Annotated in this window: 12 protein-coding genes and 1 pseudogene; 8 read left to right on the forward strand and 5 right to left on the reverse strand. The window is 72.7% G+C overall.

The window, feature by feature from the left end; all coding sequences use genetic code 11:
- Positions 1-69 precede the first annotated feature (69 nt).
- Together AB0J02_RS11420 and AB0J02_RS11425 are read left to right on the forward strand one after the other, a co-directional pair.
- Positions 70-3531, forward strand: a complete 3462-nt coding sequence (locus AB0J02_RS11420; RefSeq protein WP_363193361.1) for a CDP-glycerol glycerophosphotransferase family protein — start codon at positions 70-72, stop codon at positions 3529-3531.
- On the forward strand, positions 3528-5024 hold the full coding sequence (locus AB0J02_RS11425) for a hypothetical protein (protein WP_363193362.1): 1497 nt from the start codon (positions 3528-3530) through the stop codon (positions 5022-5024). Before AB0J02_RS11420 ends, AB0J02_RS11425 begins: the two co-directional genes overlap by 4 nt.
- 4 nt (positions 5025-5028) lie before the next feature.
- On the opposite strand, the gene AB0J02_RS11430 is transcribed toward AB0J02_RS11425, so the two are convergent.
- Positions 5029-5442, reverse strand: a complete 414-nt coding sequence (locus AB0J02_RS11430) for an organic hydroperoxide resistance protein (RefSeq protein ID WP_363193363.1) — start codon at positions 5440-5442, stop codon at positions 5029-5031.
- 102 nt (positions 5443-5544) lie between these two features.
- On the opposite strand from AB0J02_RS11430, the gene AB0J02_RS11435 reads away from it, so the two are divergent.
- The 4 genes from AB0J02_RS11435 (at position 5545) to galE (ending at position 10024) form a co-directional block, all read left to right on the forward strand.
- Positions 5545-6018: a MarR family transcriptional regulator gene (locus AB0J02_RS11435; protein ID WP_363193364.1), complete on the forward strand. Its 474-nt coding sequence runs from the start codon at positions 5545-5547 to the stop codon at positions 6016-6018.
- Positions 6019-6196: 178 nt separating this feature from the next.
- A complete protein-coding gene (locus AB0J02_RS11440; protein WP_363193444.1) occupies positions 6197-7324 on the forward strand; it encodes a glycosyltransferase 87 family protein in 1128 nt (375 codons plus the stop codon).
- A 48-nt stretch (positions 7325-7372) separates the two neighbouring features.
- Positions 7373-8995, forward strand: a complete 1623-nt coding sequence (locus AB0J02_RS11445) for a glycosyltransferase family 2 protein (RefSeq protein ID WP_363193365.1) — start codon at positions 7373-7375, stop codon at positions 8993-8995.
- A gap of 51 nt (positions 8996-9046) precedes the next feature.
- Complete coding sequence (gene galE / locus AB0J02_RS11450; protein WP_363193366.1) at positions 9047-10024, forward strand: UDP-glucose 4-epimerase GalE; 978 nt, start codon at positions 9047-9049, stop codon at positions 10022-10024.
- Between the two features lie 126 nt (positions 10025-10150).
- On the opposite strand, the gene AB0J02_RS11455 is transcribed toward galE, so the two are convergent.
- The 4 genes and pseudogenes from AB0J02_RS11455 to AB0J02_RS11470 all read right to left on the reverse strand — a co-directional run bounded on the left by AB0J02_RS11455 (position 10151) and on the right by AB0J02_RS11470 (position 13397).
- On the reverse strand, positions 10151-10435 hold the full coding sequence (locus AB0J02_RS11455; protein ID WP_363193367.1) for a hypothetical protein: 285 nt from the start codon (positions 10433-10435) through the stop codon (positions 10151-10153).
- Positions 10436-10532: 97 nt separating this feature from the next.
- A pseudogene (locus AB0J02_RS11460) lies at positions 10533-11288 on the reverse strand (hypothetical protein); the annotation flags it as partial.
- Positions 11289-11403: 115 nt separating this feature from the next.
- Positions 11404-12105, reverse strand: a complete 702-nt coding sequence (locus tag AB0J02_RS11465; protein ID WP_363193368.1) for a response regulator transcription factor — start codon at positions 12103-12105, stop codon at positions 11404-11406.
- Positions 12102-13397 (reverse strand): PspC domain-containing protein, encoded by a 1296-nt coding sequence (locus AB0J02_RS11470; RefSeq protein WP_363193369.1) that lies wholly within the window; start codon positions 13395-13397, stop codon positions 12102-12104. Before AB0J02_RS11470 ends, AB0J02_RS11465 begins: the two co-directional genes overlap by 4 nt.
- 163 nt (positions 13398-13560) lie before the next feature.
- On the opposite strand from AB0J02_RS11470, the gene AB0J02_RS11475 reads away from it, so the two are divergent.
- Both AB0J02_RS11475 and AB0J02_RS11480 read left to right on the forward strand, forming a co-directional pair.
- On the forward strand, positions 13561-14862 hold the full coding sequence (locus AB0J02_RS11475; RefSeq protein WP_363193370.1) for a PspC domain-containing protein: 1302 nt from the start codon (positions 13561-13563) through the stop codon (positions 14860-14862).
- On the forward strand, positions 14852-15055 hold the full coding sequence (locus AB0J02_RS11480) for a hypothetical protein (protein ID WP_363193371.1): 204 nt from the start codon (positions 14852-14854) through the stop codon (positions 15053-15055). The genes AB0J02_RS11475 and AB0J02_RS11480 overlap by 11 nt, the downstream gene beginning before the upstream one ends.
- Positions 15056-15331 lie beyond the last annotated feature (276 nt).

Raw genomic sequence — 15331 nt, forward strand, 5'->3', positions numbered from 1 at the left:
CGGCCGGCCGGTTGACCCACACGGGCGAGTCGAGGCAAAACCGTGGGCACAAATGGGCAAATAAGACGAATGCCCCAAAAGCCTCGCCCCCGCCTCAGCGTCGTCGTGCCCGTCTTCAACGTCGAGGACTACCTGGCCGAGTGCCTGGAGTCGATCGCCGCGCAGACCCTCACCGACCTCGAGGTGGTCCTCGTGGACGACGGGTCCACGGACGACAGCCCGCGCATCGCCCGCGCCTTCGCGGACCGCGACCCCCGCTTCCGCTACGTCCGGCAGGACAACGCCGGACTGAGCGCCGCCCGCAACACCGGAGTGCGGCACACCGACCCCGGCGCCGCGTTCCTGACGTTCGTCGACAGTGACGACGTCGTGCCGCACGACGCGTACGAGCGGATGACCGCGAGCCTGGAGCGCACCGGGTCCGACTTCGCGACCGGCAACGTGTGGCGGCTGAACGAGCGCGGCCGGCAGCAGGCCTGGCAGTACAAGTGGCTGACGCGGCGCCGCGAGCGCACCCACATCACCCGCGACCGGCAGCTGCTGTCCGACCGGGTCGCCTGGAACAAGGTGTTCCGGCGCGCGTTCTGGGACCGGCACGACTTCACCTTCCCGGAAGGGAAGCTGTACGAGGACACCCCCGTCATGATCCCGGCGCACTTCCTCGCCGAGTCCGTGGACGTCCTCGACGACCACGTCTACTACTGGCGGGTGCGCGAGGGCTCCATCACCCGGCGCCGCACCGACGTGAAGGGGGTCCGCGACCGGATCGCGGCCTGCGACCACGTCAGCCGCTTCCTCGCCGAGCGCTTCCCCGACCGGCCCGACCTGAAGAAGTCCTACGACACGTCCTGCCTGCGCGACGACTTCGTGTACTTCCTCGACGGGCTGCCGATGGGCGGGCCCGAGTACCGGCGGGCCTTCATCGACGACACGGCGGCGTTCCTGCGCCGCGCCGACCCGGCCGCCGCCGACGCCCTCCCCCTCGACCTGCGCGTGAAGTGGCATCTCGTACGCACCCGGCGCCTCGACGACCTCGTCCGCCTGCTCTCCTTCGAGCGCCGCAACGGCACCGCCTTCCAGCTCCGCGGGGCGCTGCGGCGCACCGCCTCCTACCCGGTCCTGGCCCGCCTGCCCGAGAGCCTGGTGAAGATCGGCAGGCGCGAGATGCCGGTGGTGGCGCGGGTCCGCGAGACGGCGTGGGGCGCCGACGGGAAGCTGCGCCTGAGCGGCTACGCGTACGTGAAGAACGTGGCCGCCGCCCGGTCCGGGCAGTCGGTGAAGACGGGCCTGCTCAAGGCCGCGGGCAGCCGCACCCAGGTGCGCCGGGTACCGACCCGCAGCGCCGTGGACCCGCTGGCCACCGCCGACTCCGGCCAGGAACTGCACAGTTACGACCACTCCGGTTTCACCATGACGATCGACCCGGAGAAGCTGAAGGTGAAGGGGAAGTGGCGGCCCGGCACCTGGAACCTGGGCATCGTCGTCGCCGGGCGCGGGCAGCTGCGCCGCGCGGCCCTGCGCGCGCTCGACGGTTCCGCGCAGCAGCACCTGGTGCGCGACCTCGGCGACGGGACACGCCTCGTCGTCGGCCACACCAAGGGGCGGCTCGTCCTGAAGGTCGTGGCGCACGCGGCACTCGCCGACGACCACCACGCCGAGCACGGCGCCATGGTGCTCGCGGGCCGCCTGCTGAACGGCATCGAGCCGCGCACCCTGCGCCTCACCCACAAGCACTCGGGCACCGAGCTCGCGTATCCGGTGACGTGCGCGGGCGGCCGGTTCCTGGTGCGGGTGCCGCTCGCCGAGCTTGCGGCGGTGCCGGAGCCGCCGCACCGCGCGCCCAAGGAGGTCGAGCCGCCGCACGGCGACCGCTGGCAGGTCAACTTCGCGCTGGCCGACGGGAAGACGCGTTCGGTGGCGGCGGCGCTCGATCTGGAGCCGGGCCGGTACCCGGCCGGGGAGCGCGAGCTGTGCGCGACCGCCAACGACCAGGGCCAGCTCGTGGTCGAACTCACCCGCCAGCCGATCGCCGACCTGGTGGGCTGGGCGGACGACGGCTCCTTCGTCGTCGCGGGGACGGCGTCCGCACACAGCTGGGAGCGACCGGAGTTCGTGCTGCGGCACAGCTCGACCACCGAGGAGATCACCACCCCCACCGAACACGAGGAGGGCCGCTTCCGGGCCGTCGTCACCGCGTCGAAGGTGTGGGAGGGCCGCTGGTACGCGTTCCTGCGGGAGACGGACGACCGGCACGGCGACGGCGTCCCGGTGCGCGTCCTGACCTCGGTCGGCGCCGAGCTGCCCCGCCACCGGCCGTACTCGGCGCGGCAGTTCACCCTCGACCGGCGGTTCGGCGACCGGCTGCTCGTCGAGGCGGGTCCCGCGCTGTCCCCCGCCGACCGCGGCCCCTACCGGCGCCACCGGCTGCGCACCCTCCACTACCCGGCCCAGCGCCTGCTCCCCCTGCGCGACGCGGTCCTGTACGTCGACGGGGACTCGCCGCGCGCGGTCCACACGGAGCTGGTGCGGCGCGGCGCGGCCGTCGAGCACCTGTGGGTGACGCGCGACGGCCGCACCCACGTGCCGCCGACCGCGCGCGGGATCGAGGAGTTCTCCGCCGAGTGGTACGCGGCCCTGGCGCGCTGCCGCCGCATCGTCACCGCCCACCAGCTGCCCGACTTCTTCGAGCGCCGCACGGGCCAGACCGTCGTACAGACCTGGGACGGCAGTCCGCTCAAGCGGATCGGCGCCGACCTCACCGACACCCTGTACGCGGACCACGACCACCTCACGCTGCTGCCGAAGCTGGCCCGCCAGTGGGACGTCCTGGTCGCCCCCTCGCGCTGGTCGGCCCCGCACCTGTCGCGGGCCCTCTCCTACAGCGGCGAGGTCCTCCAGGCGGGCTCGCCGCGCAACGACGTCCTCTTCACCACGGCCGACGACCGCCGCGAGCGGGCCGAACGGCTGCGCCACGACCTCGCCATCGAGCCGGGCAAACGGATCGTGCTCTACGCGCCCACCTACCGCGACCACCTCGCCCACTCCCCCGGCCGCTTCCGGCACGAGCCGGCCTTCGACTTCGCGGCGGCCGAACGCGAGCTCGCCGCCGACCATGTGCTGCTGGTCCGCAAGCACCCGCAGTCGACGGGCCGCCTCACCGGTGCCCGTGCCCCGTTCGTCCGGGACGTCACCGGTCATCCGAGCGCGGCCGAACTCCTGCTCCTGGCCGATGTGCTCGTGACGGACTACTCGTCGCTGATGTTCGACTTCGCGCACACCGGCCGCCCGATGCTCTTCCACACCTACGACCTCGACCACTACCGGGACACGGTGCGCGGCTTCTACCTCGACTTCGAGGACCACGCCCCGGGCCCGCTGCTCTCCTCCACGGCCCAAGTGGTGTCCGCGCTGCGGGAGCTGGACACGCTGGCGCCCCGGCACGCGGCGGCGTACGAGGCGTTCCGCACGGCCTACTGCGACCTGGACGACGGACAGGCGGCGGCCCGGGTGGCGGAACGGCTGATGCGATGACGCCGCCGGCCGCCGCCACGCTCACCCGGGGGACGGTCCGCGGCGCGACCGCCCTGCGCGGCGGCCGTTTCTGGCGCCCCACCCCGTTCTTCGTCCTCGGCGGCCTGTTCTGGCTGGTGATGACGCTCGCGTACTGGCGGGTGCCGATGTGCTGCGACTTCGGCCAGCACGCGGCGGTCGTGGAGCGCCTCAAGGCGTCCCTGTCGCACCCCCGTCACCCCATGGCGGACCTGCCGGGCGCGGGCAGCCCCTACTACTCCCCGTACGCGGTCGCCCAGGGCGTCTTCGCGCGCCTGACGGGCCTGGCCGGCTGGGAGGTCGTGAAGCTGGCGGGCCCGCTGAACCTGCTGGTGCTGCTGAGCGGCCTGAACCGTTTCGTGCGCTCCCTGACGTCCCGGCAGTGGGCGCCCGTCCTCGCCCTGGCCGCGATGACGCTGCTGTGGGGCACCCGCACGGCCTGGTGGAGCGGCTACCTCGGCCTGCTCTCGATGACGGGCAACCTCGGCTATCCGTCCACGTTCGCGATCGGCCTGGCGTTCTGGGCCTGGGCGTGGGCGGCCCGGCTGCGCCGGACGAGTTCGTGGTGGGCGTACGCGGGGCTCGGCGTCCTGGTGGGCGTCATCCTGCTCGTCCACCCGATCTCCTCGGTGGCCGCGGTGCTCGGCGTCGTGGCCGTCGGACTGCGCGCCCTCGACGTGCGCTGGACCCTCACCGCGGTGACCGCCGCGGCCACCGCCCTGGTCTGGCCGTACTACGACGTCCTGTCGCTGGTCGGCGACACCAGCGTCGACTCCATCCACCACCAGCTCTACACCGAGATGCCCGCCCGGTTCTGGCTGGCCTTCATCGGCCTGCCGGTGCTGTGGCTCAGGTTCCGCCGCGACCGCCGGGACCCGCTGGCCCTCATGTTCGCGCTCGACGTCCTGGTCATCGCCTACGGCTGGGCCACCGGCCACTACACGTACGGCCGGATCATGGGCCTGGCCCTGGTCCCGCTCCAGTTCTCCCTGGCGATCGCGCTCGCGGCGCCCCGCCCGTGGACCTGGCCGCGCCGCGCCCTGGGCCTGCTGGCGGCGGCGGGCGCGGCGCTCGGCTTCCTCACGGTGCAGGCCGGCGCGGTCGTGCCGCGCGGCTTCGACCAGCCCCCGATGTGGCCCACGTACACCTGGGCGGCGCAGCACATCCCGCCCGGCGACGTGGTCCTCACCAACGGCTACCGGCCGACCCGCTCGCTGCCGGGGTACGGCCCGAACCTGCTCGCCCCGGCCTGGCCGGACCCGGCCCTCGACGAGCGGGAGCGCCATCGGCGCCTCGACGCGGTGCGCGCCTACCTCTCCCCTGAGTCCACCCGCTCGGAGCGCACGGCCATCGCGCGCCACTACCGGGTGCACTGGCTTCTCCTGGACAAGAGCCAGAAGCTGCCCGCGGAGGCGGTGATGGTGGCCTGGAGCCCCCGGACCGGCGAGGTGCTCGCGCGGGTCGGCTCCCGGTGACGGATTACTCGACGACGAGGTCCACGTCGATGTTGCCGCGGGTGGCGTTCGAGTACGGGCACACCTGGTGGGCCTGCTCGACCAGCTTGCGGCCCGTCTCGGCGTCGACCGAGTCGGGCAGCTCGACGCGGAGCACGACCGAGAGGCCGAAGCCCTCGCCCTGCTTGCCGATGGAGACCTCGGCGGTGACGGCCGCGTCGCTGACGTCGACCTTGGCCGAGCGGCCGACGAGGCCGAGGGCGCTGCCGAAGCAGGCCGCGTAACCGGCGGCGAAGAGCTGCTCCGGGTTCGAGCCCTGGCCGTTGCCGCCCATCGCCTCGGGGATGCCGAGCTGGAGGTCGATCACGCCGTCGGAGGAGACGGCGCGTCCGTCGCGGCCGTGGGTGGCGGTGGCGACGGCGGTGTAGATGGCGTCCATGAGGGGGCTCCTTGCGTACGTCCGTGAAGTCCTGACAGCCACAAGTAGAGCACGCAATTCAATTGTGCACAACTTAATGACGCGTTCAGTTATCCTGGGGCCATGACCGACATCCGCCCCGACGAGGACTTCCTGCGGCTCGACCGGCAGATCTGCTTCTCGCTGAACGCGGCGTCGCGCGCGTTCGGCAGCGTCTACCGCACCCTCCTCAAGGACCTCGACCTCACCTACCCCCAGTACCTGGTCATGCTGGTCCTCTGGGAGGACCCGGAGCACGCGGCGCTCCCGGTCAAGCACCTCGGAGAGCGCCTGCGCCTCGACTCGGGCACGCTCTCGCCCCTGCTCAAGCGCCTGGAGGCGAACGGGCTCGTGCGCCGCGAACGCAGCGCCCGCGACGAGCGCTCGGTGAACGTGACGCTCACCGAGGCGGGCGCCGCCCTCAGGGAGCGGGCGACCGAGGTCCCGCGCGGCATCGCGCGGGCGACGGGCTTCGAACTGGCGGAGATCGAGGACCTGCGGGAGCGCCTGAACCGGCTGACGGCGGCACTGGACGCGGCGACGCTCGACCGGGCCTGAACACCCGCTCGAGCCGGGACACCCGCCCGGGCCGGGGCGCTCGGTTGAGCCCTCAGGGGCAACATGGGACATACGCTCCCACATCGTGACAGTCGACACGCTAGAACAGCCCACGGCCCCGGACACCGCCCCCACCACCCGGCCCCGTCCGGCCCGCGCCGCACTCCCCGTCGCCTGGCTGCTCACCCGCGCCGCGATGCTCCTCCTGCTCGTCCGGGACGGCGCGCACCCGCTCGGGGCCGGCGGTGTCGCCCGCGAGGTGCACGACCTGTACGCGCGCTGGAGCGTCACGCTCGCCCACGGCACGTTCCCCACCGACGACCCCCTGTGGCAGTACCCGCCGGGTGCGGGGCCGGTGCTGCTGGCACCCGGCCTGCTCCCGGGCCCGACGTACTTCCAGGCGTTCGTGACGCTCACCCTCGCCACCGACGCACTCGTCACGTACGTGCTGGTGCGCGGCGGCCGCGACCCGCGCGGCGGCTGGCTCTGGACGGCGGGCCTCCCCCTCCTCCTGCACATCCCGCTCGCCCGCTACGACATCGAGGTCACCGCTCTCGCCGTCCTCGCGCTGCTCACCCTGCACCGCTCGCCCCGCGCCGCCGGCACCTTCGCCGCGCTCGGCGCCCTCGTGAAGGTCTGGCCGGCGCTGACCCTGCTGGGCGCACCCCGGGGACGTACGACGAGAGAGGCGTGGACGGCGGCACTCGCCTCGGCGGCCGCGCTGCTCCTGGTCCTGGCGCTGGCCTTCCGCTCGCCGTTCTCGTTCCTGGGCGGGCAGAGCGGGCGCGGGGTGCAGATCGAGTCGGTCGGCGGGACGGCACTCATGCTGGCGCGCCGGGCCGGATGGCCGGGGCACGTCCGGTACCAGTTCGGGGCGATGGAGTTCGTCGGGCCGTACGTGGGCGTCGTGGCGGCGCTCTCGCTCGCGGGGACGGCGGCGGCGTTCGCGTCGCTGCTGTGGTGGCGGGTGCGGGCCCGGCGGTTCTCGGCGGCGACCCCGTACGACGCCGCGCTCTGCGCCGTGCTGCTGTTCACGGTCACCAGCCGCGTGATCAGCCCGCAGTACCTGGTCTGGCTCCTCGGCCTCTCCGCGGTCTGCCTCACCGCGCGGTGCACCACCCAGCGTCCGGTCGCGCTGCTGGTCCTCGCCGCGGCGGGCGTGAGCGCGCTCGCGTACCCGGTGCTGTACGACGACGTGAAGGCCGGTACGTGGCTGGGCATCGCGGTGATGGCCGTACGCAACACCCTTCTCCTCGGAGGGGTTTTGATGTCGTTCCGTTCCCTTTGGCGGGACACAAAAGAGTAAAACCTTCCGCTTACCGGACAATTACCCGAAACCCCTAAGATTTACCCCGTGAACGCCCAGGACTCTCCGACCCCGAACACCCCGGCCACCCCGACCGTCACGGTGATCGTCATCGGTTACGACGACGCCGCCCATGTCCGCGACGCGGTGCGTTCGGCGCTCGCGCAGGGGCCGGGCGTGCGCGAGGTGATCGCGGTCGACGACTGCTCCACGGACGGCAGCGGCGACCTGCTCGACACACTCGCCGCCCACGAACCACGGCTGAGCGTGGTGCACCGCGAGACCAACAGCGGCGGCTGCGGAACGCCCCGCAACGACGGGATCGCCCGCGCCTCCTCCTCGTACGTGATGTTCCTCGACAGCGACGACGTGCTGCCGCCCGGCGCGGTGGACGCGCTGCTCGCCGCAGCCGTACGGCACGACGCGCAGGTCACCGCCGGCCTGTGCGTGCGGCGCGAACTCCCCTCCGGGCACGAGACCCCCTGGCAGCCCGAGCTGTACGCGAAGGCGTCCGTGGTCCGCCATCCGGCCCGCCGCCCGCGCCTCGTCCACGACACGCTCTGCGTCAACAAGCTCTACCGCACGGACTTCCTGCGCGCGCACGCGATCCGCTTCCCGGACGGCCGGTTCGTCTACGAGGACTTCGTGTTCACGGCGCGCGTGCTCGCCGCCGCCCCGCGCATGGCCCTGACCCCCGACCGGGTCTACGTGTGGCACGTCCGCCGCGCCGCCGAAAAGCTCTCCCTCTCCCTCGACCGCTCCGGCATCGACAACTGGCAGGCCCGCCTCGACGCCCACCGCGCCTCCGTCTCCATCCTCCTCGACGCCTCGCAGAAGCGGCTCGCCCGCGCCGCCCGCTCCTACTTCCTCGACCACTCCCTGCGGATGTACGCGCGTGAACTCGATCTGCGCGGGCCCGCGTACCGCACCGAATGGTGGACACGGACCCGCGCCTACCTGGAGTCCTTCGACACCGCCGACTTCGAGGCGGCCCCGGCACCGGGCCGCGTCGTCGGCCGCCTGATCCTCGCGTCCCCGGCACCCCGCGACCTGCCCCGCCTCAAGGAGGTCGCCGCCCGCCCCGCCCGGCTGCTGCCCCCGTACGCGCGCGCCCCCGACGGCACGCCCGTCTGGTCGCCCGACCTGCCCCAGGTCTCCCTCGAACACCTGCTGCACCGCCCGATGGACCTGCTCCCGGTGGCCGTCGACGGCGAGCTGCGCCCGAGCGCCCGCGGTACCCGGCTCAAGCTGCTGCTGCACGAGCTGTACGGGCGGGTGGCCGACGCGGGACCGCGGACCGTGGACGTGGAACTGGTGGAACGGCGGCGCGGCTCGGTCCTGCAGCGCCGCACGGCGGCGTTCACCGCCCTGTCCGAGGACGAGATGTGGGTGGCGACGGCCCTGCTCGACCTGTCCGCGCTCGGCCGCCCCGGCACCTGCGACATCCGGCTGCGCCTGCACTTCGCCGACGGCGGCCACCGCGACGCCACGGCACACGCCGTCCACGGCCCCGGACTGCTGCGCCGGGTCGCCGTGCCGAGCCGCCGCCACGGACTGCTGCTCGCCCAGCCGTACGCCACCCACTCGGGCGCCCTCGCGCTGCGCACGGCCCCGGGGCTGCGCGGTGCGGTCTCCGTGGTGCGGCGCAGGGCGGCACGGCTGTTTCACTGAACTCCGGGAACGCACGTTCACCGGTTCCGACGACGAGGGGACCTCACCGACATGACCTGGCTGATCACCGGCGGGGCCGGCTACATCGGCGCCCACGTGGTGCACGCGCTGCGCGCGGCGGGTGAACGCCCCGTCGTCTACGACGACTTGTCCACGGGTGTGGCCGAACGGGTGGCGTCCGACGTCGAGTTGGTGGTCGGATCGACCCTCGACCGCGCCCTCCTGGACCGGACGTTCACCGCGCACGACGTCACCGGCATCATCCATCTCGCCGCGAAGAAGCAGGCGGGCGAGTCGGTCGAGCTGCCGCTGCACTACTACCGCGAGAACGTGGAAGGCCTGCGGGTCCTCCTGGAGGCGGTCACGGCGGCCGACGCCGTTCGCTCCTTCGTGTTCTCCTCCTCGGCCGCCGTCTACGGCATGCCGGACGTCGACCTGGTCACCGAGGACACCCCGTGCGTCCCGATGAGCCCGTACGGCGAGACGAAGCTGGCGGGCGAGTGGCTGGTCCGGGCCACAGGCCGCGCCACGGGCCTGGCGACGGCGTCCCTGCGCTACTTCAACGTGGCGGGCGCGGCGACCCCCGAACTCGCCGACACCGGCGTCTTCAACCTCGTCCCGATGGTCTTCGAACGCCTCACCTCGGGCGAGGCCCCCCGGATCTTCGGCGACGACTACCCCACCCCCGACGGCACCTGCGTACGCGACTACATCCACGTCACCGACCTGGCCGAGGCCCACGTCGCCACCGCCCGCCGCCTCGCCGAAGCCGCCCCCGGCACGGACCTCACCCTCAACATCGGCCGCGGCGAAGGCGTCTCGGTCCACGAGATGATCACCCTCATCAACGCGGAGACGGGCTACGACCGCCCGCCACTCGTCACCCCGCGCCGCCCCGGCGACCCGGCCCGGGTAGTGGCCTCCGCCGCCCGGATCGCGACGGAACTCGGCTGGACGGCGAAGCGGGATGTTCGGGAGATGGTGAGCTCGGCGTGGGCGGGATGGAAGGCGCCCGGCCCGTCGGCATAAGGGAGCCTGTGCGCCCGCCCGGATGCGGGCAGACGAAAAGGGGGCCCGCTCCTGCTCGGCGGGCCCCCTTGCCTCCGCATCTCTCCCGGCGGGGCCGCGGTGAGGTGCGTCGGAGGTACTGGCGAACTACTCGCCGTGGTTGCTCTGGAAACCGGAGGCCGCGGTGATCCCGGCCGGGCCGCCGAGGTTCGCGAAGCCGAAGCCGGCCTGGCCGCCATCGGCGTGGTCGCCCTCGGCGTAACCGGAGGCGCGGGTGATGCCGGCGGGGCCGCCGAGGTTCTCGTAGTGGAAGGCGGACGCCCCGCCGTAGTAGTGGTCGTCCTGGTCGTCGTGGGCGAGGGCGGTGCCACTGGCGCCCAACACGGCCGCGGCGGCGAGGGCGGTGACGGCCAGAGCAGTACGAATACGCATGGGGTCCCTTTCAGGTACGTGACGATGACGTTTGCCCAGGTCATGCCCTCTTCCCGGACCGCACAGACCCGCCCTCCCGCATTTCACCCGGACAGCCTCACCCTCCGGAAACCGCCCTGTCCTCGACAAAAAGCTCTGCGACATCGACAGCGGTGACGGAGCGGTCGAGCCACAGATCCAGAGTGTCGAGATCTCCGCACGAGGTGATGCGGGCACGAACCTCATCGGTGACAGGAACACCACGCTTCTCAAGAACCCTGAGAACGGCCTTCGCCTCACCCTGGGCACAGCCCTGGGCACGGCCCTCATCGCGGATCTCCTCCGACATGTCGGAGTTGTAGAAGGACAGATCGACGGCCATCAGGTGCCTCCACTGTTGGGCTGCCGGGCGCTTGTTCAGGCCCTTTGCGACGAATTCGATGAGCGGGTTTGCCGGGCCCGCGGGGTCGTCCCGCAGGGCGGTGGAGAGTGCTTTCAGTATGGCATCGACCCTTTCGTCGGCGGCGTGTGTGATCGCCGAGAACGCGGCGAGCGTCGGATCCTTGCGGGCCTCGACCGCGCTGGTGATGCGCGGCATGTTGTGCGGTCCGATGACGAGGGGCTGAATGGTCAGCCCGGGGATCGCCGCCGGCCCGCTGGACACGGGCTGTGCCGCCCATTCCGCCGTGCGCCGGTCCTGGCACACGACGAGAAGGGTCGTCGGCCGCCGGTATTTCGACCAGAGGTAGGCGATGTAGTACGCCCACGTGGCCGGCTTGTCCGGGTGTTTCTTTCCCTGCGCCTCGACGGCGAGGAGGTACGGGCCGAACTCCTCCGTCTCCATGTTGAGCAGCGTGTCCACGCGCCGTTCCAGGCATGACCGTGGAGGCGCTGGCGGACGGGTGGGGATCGGAGCCGCGTCCGGGCGGGGCCGGCCAGACGGTGTGGTGCGAGCTGCGCTGGGAGAAGACGTAGTCGGACGAGGCGGATCAGACGAGGCGGCGGGCCGTCGCCCAGCGCGTCAGCTCGTGCCGGTTCGACAGCTGGAGCTTCCTGAGGACCGCCGAGACGTGGGACTCGACCGTCTTGACGGAGATGAAGAGCTGCTTGGCGATCTCCTTGTAGGCGTAGCCGCGCGCGATCAGGCGCAGCACCTCGCGCTCGCGCTGCGTGAGACGGTCGAGGTCCTCGTCCACCGGCGGCGCGTCCGTCGAGGCGAACGCGTCGAGGACGAAGCCCGCCAGCCTCGGCGAGAACACCGCGTCGCCCTCCTGGACCCGGAAGATCGAGTCGACGAGATCCGTGCCGGTGATCGTCTTCGTGACGTAGCCGCGCGCGCCGCCGCGGATCACGCCGATGACGTCCTCCGCCGCGTCCGAGACCGACAGGGCCAGGAAGCGGACGGGGTTCTGCGCGTCCGACATCAACGGGGCGCTGCGGCGCAGGACTTCGGCCCCGCCGCCGCCCGGGAGGTGCACGTCCAGGAGGACCACCTCGGGGCGGGTCGCCGCGATGACGGTGACCGCCTGGTCGACGTCGGCCGCCTCGCCGACCACCTCGACGCCCGTGGTCTCGGTGCGGCCGATCTCCGCCTGGACGCCCGTACGGAACATGCGGTGGTCGTCGACCAGCACCACCCGCACGTGCCGCTCGGGGGCCGCACCGGTTGTTGCAGCTGCGTCGTCGGTCATGACGTCCTCTCCGCCCTCTTCATGGTCAGTTCGACCTCCGTGCCGCCGTCCGGGACGGCCCGCAGCCGGGCCGTCCCGCCGTTGCGTTCCATCCGGCCGATGATCGATTCTCTTACGCCCATGCGGTCCACGGGGATGGAGTCGAGATCGAAGCCGGGCCCGCGGTCCCGTACGGACACGAACACCTCGTCCCCCTCGACCTCGGCGAAAACCTGCACAGCCCCGCCCTCGCCACCGTACTTGGCGGCGTTCACCATCGCTTCCCTCGCGGCCTGCATCTGTGCGCGCAGGCCCTCGTCGAGCGGGCAGTCGCCGACGACCACGACCTCCAGGGGGACGCCGTGCTTGTCCTCGACCTCGGCCGCGTCGCGCTTGACGGCCTCGGCGACCGTCTCGGGCTCCTGCGGGTTCTCGGCGGCGGCCGGCTTGTACAGCCAGGCCCGCAGGTCGCGCTCCTGGGCGCGGGCGAGGCGGCGTACTTCGGAGGCGCTGTCCGCGTTGCGCTGGATCAGGGTGAGGGTGTGCAGGACCGAGTCGTGGACGTGGGCCGCCACTTCCGCCCGCTCCTGGGCGCGGATGCGCATCAGCCGTTCCTCGGACAGGTCCTGGGTCATGCGGATCAGGTAGGGGCCCGCGAGCAGCGCGATGCCGACGAGGACGGCGAGCGCCGCCTGGAGGATCGAGCCGAGGTGTTCGGTGGCGCCCTGGGTCACGAAGATGCCGGTGACACCTGTGCCGACGAGGACGACGCCCGCGGCGGAGCGGGCCAGGTTCAGGGTGCGTTTGCGGCGGCCGACCTCGGCCCAGCGGGCCCGGCGCGCGTTGTCGGCCTGGCGCCAGACGAGGGCCACGCCCGCGCCGACGAAGACGGTGGGGACCAGGTACGCCTTGGTGTTGCCGGTGAGGTTCACGTTCTGCACGAAGATCATCGCGACGATGACCATCAGCAGCAGCGCGAGGATCTGGCCCTTGTCGGGGCGGCGCGCGACCAGCCTGCGGCGCCCGTCGGAGGCCGTCTCGGTGGTGAGCACCGGCGGCCGGCCGGTGCCGACCCCGCCCACACCCAGCGGCACGAAGAACCAGAACGCCGCGTAGAGCAGGGCCCCGAGCCCGTCCGCCATGAACAGGCCCACGAAGACCAGGCGCACCCAGACGACCGGCAGACCGAGATGCCCGGCGAGCCCCCGCGCGACTCCGCCGAGCCAGCGGCCGTCGCTGCTGCGGTAGAGCTTGCGCGGCGGCCGCGGGTCTCGCGTGTCTTCGGTGAGAGGGGCGGTCGCTGCTTCCGGCATGCCACCGATCGTCACACGCCGGACCGGTTCCGGGCATCAGGGTCGGCCCCGGATACGCCCCTGATCTCCGGGCCCGTACGAGGTCGGACTCAGGGGTGATCTCAGGGTCCGGCCAGGGTTGTCCCGGCTGCCGTCCGCGGCGCGGGCCCGTCACCATGGACGTATGACCGAGCAGCCTCACGACGCGGTGCCCACCGCCGAGAAGGAACCGCCGCCGCCCGCCCCGGCACACCGCTTCCGCCGGGACCGGCCGCACAAGACGCTGGGCGGCGTGTGCGCGGGCCTGGGCAGGCACTGCGACATGGACCCGGTGATCTTCCGGATCGGCCTGGCCGTGCTCGCCGTGACCGGCGGGATCGGCCTGATCTTCTACGGCTTCGCGTGGCTCTTCGTGCCGTACGACGACGAGGACGAGAACGAGTTCCGCAAGCTCCTGACCGGCCGCGTCGACGGGCCGGGCCTCGCGGCCATCGTCACCGCGCTGGTCGGCTGCGGCGTCTTCCTGTCGATGCTGAACAACGGCGGCGCCCTCACCTTCGCCGTCGTCCTCGCCCTGCTGCTCGCGGGCGCCGGCTACTGGTCGCAGCAGCGCCGCACCGCCGACCCCGACCCCGTCACCGTGCAGGCCGCGGCCGACGCCCCGCCGGAAGCGCAGGCCCCGCCGGTCTCCCCGGCGCCGTCGTGGTGGCGCGACCCGATCGTCAAGGACGGCACGCACGTCGGCGGCACCGGCTACTTCTGGGGTCCGGCGGGCAGCGAGGACCTCACGCCCGAGGGGGCCGCCGCCCGGTCCGGGCCCGCGGTCAAACGGCCCGCCGCGCCGCCGCAGGCACGCGGCCCCCGGGGCATCGGCGCCCTCACATTCCTGGCCGCGCTCGTCGCGGGCACCGTCGGTACCGGCGCGTCCTGGGAGTCCCGCTCGTTCGGCGCCAGTTTGCAGACCGGGCTCGCCGTCGCGCTCGGCGTCCTCGGCCTGGGAATCGCGATCAGCGCGTTCCGCGGCCGGACCGGCGCGGGCGCGATGATCCTCGCGGTGATCACGGCGGGACTGCTCGCCGCGTCCGCCGCCCTCCCGGCGAACATCGGCACCGACTGGGTGCGGACGGACTGGACCCCGGCGAGCGCGGCGGAACTGCGGCCGCACTACGAACTGGGCTCCGGCGTCGGCACGCTGGACCTGTCGAGGGTGGACGCCGCCAAGGGCACGACGCTGACCACGCACGTGCAGGTCGGGGCCGGGCAGGCGAAGATCGTGCTGCCGAAGGACGACACCGTGAAGTTGCACGTCCAAGTGGGCGTCGGGGACGTCCAGTTGCCCGGCGACGAGTCGAACGACGTCGACGTCCGGCCCGATGTCGAAAAGACCATCACGCTCGAACCGCCCGCCGGCACGAAGGCCTCCGGCGTGCTGGAGCTTCAGGTCGAGGTCGGTCTCGGACAGGCGGAGGTGTCCCGTGCGGCATGACTTCTCTCCCGGCCGGCTGGTCGCCGGGGTGGCCCTGATGATCGCGGCGGTCGTCTATTTCGGCGACGCGGGCGGCGCGTGGGACACGCCCTGGTTCGTGATCATCCCGCTGGTGTGCGGGGGGCTGTTCCTGGCGGCCGCGGTGGGGACGATCACGCGAGCGATCCGCCTGAAACGGCGGCGCTCCGCTTGAACCTGGTGGATTGCTGCCCCGGGGCTGGTCACCCTCGTTGCGCCACCGCGGCCCGGTGGGGGCTGATCGCGCGGTTCCCCGCGCCCCTGGGCGTCTGCCAGGTTGCGGCATCGTGCGGGTGCGCCACCGTCGTGGTTGTTCGCGCACTCCGTGCGCCCATGGGGCTGCGGCGCAGCCGCATGCTCCAGGGGCGCGGGGAACTGCGCGAGAAGTCACGACGAGAGCCGCACCCGCACGACGGCAGGACGCGGCAGACGCGACCGCGTAAGGACCCCG

The organism is Streptomyces sp. NPDC050264, from assembly GCF_040655895.1.
Taxonomy (GTDB): Bacteria; Actinomycetota; Actinomycetes; order Streptomycetales; family Streptomycetaceae; genus Streptomyces.